The 230-nt window shown below is 43.5% G+C and carries 1 protein-coding gene; it reads right to left on the bottom strand.

Going from position 1 to position 230, the window contains the following annotated elements; genetic code table 11:
- A partial coding sequence (locus KVT11_RS20815; protein WP_217609239.1) for a serine hydrolase occupies nucleotides 1-230 on the bottom strand: 230 nt, incomplete at both ends.

Genomic DNA, 230 nt, shown 5'->3' with positions numbered 1-230 from the left:
CGCGTGTATTGCCTAGACGCTCGGTTGCTGCAAAATGCTTTGGCTTGAATCCCTTTTCCAGCGGATTGAACATGGTATGTTTTAGACCAAGCGGTCGATAAATCGTCGACACTACATATTGATCAAGTGGCATACCGGTTTTTTTCTCAATGATCATGCCTAACAGCATGTAATCAATAACACTATAAATATGCTGAGTGCCTGGCTTGTATTGCAGAGGCACCTTTGGT

The organism is Bacillus sp. GbtcB10 (genome assembly GCF_019091365.1).
Taxonomy (GTDB): domain Bacteria; phylum Bacillota; class Bacilli; order Bacillales; family Bacillaceae; genus Bacillus; species Bacillus altitudinis.
Note: the sequence above shows the minus strand (reverse complement) of the source record. Positions and strands in the feature narration are given on the sequence as shown.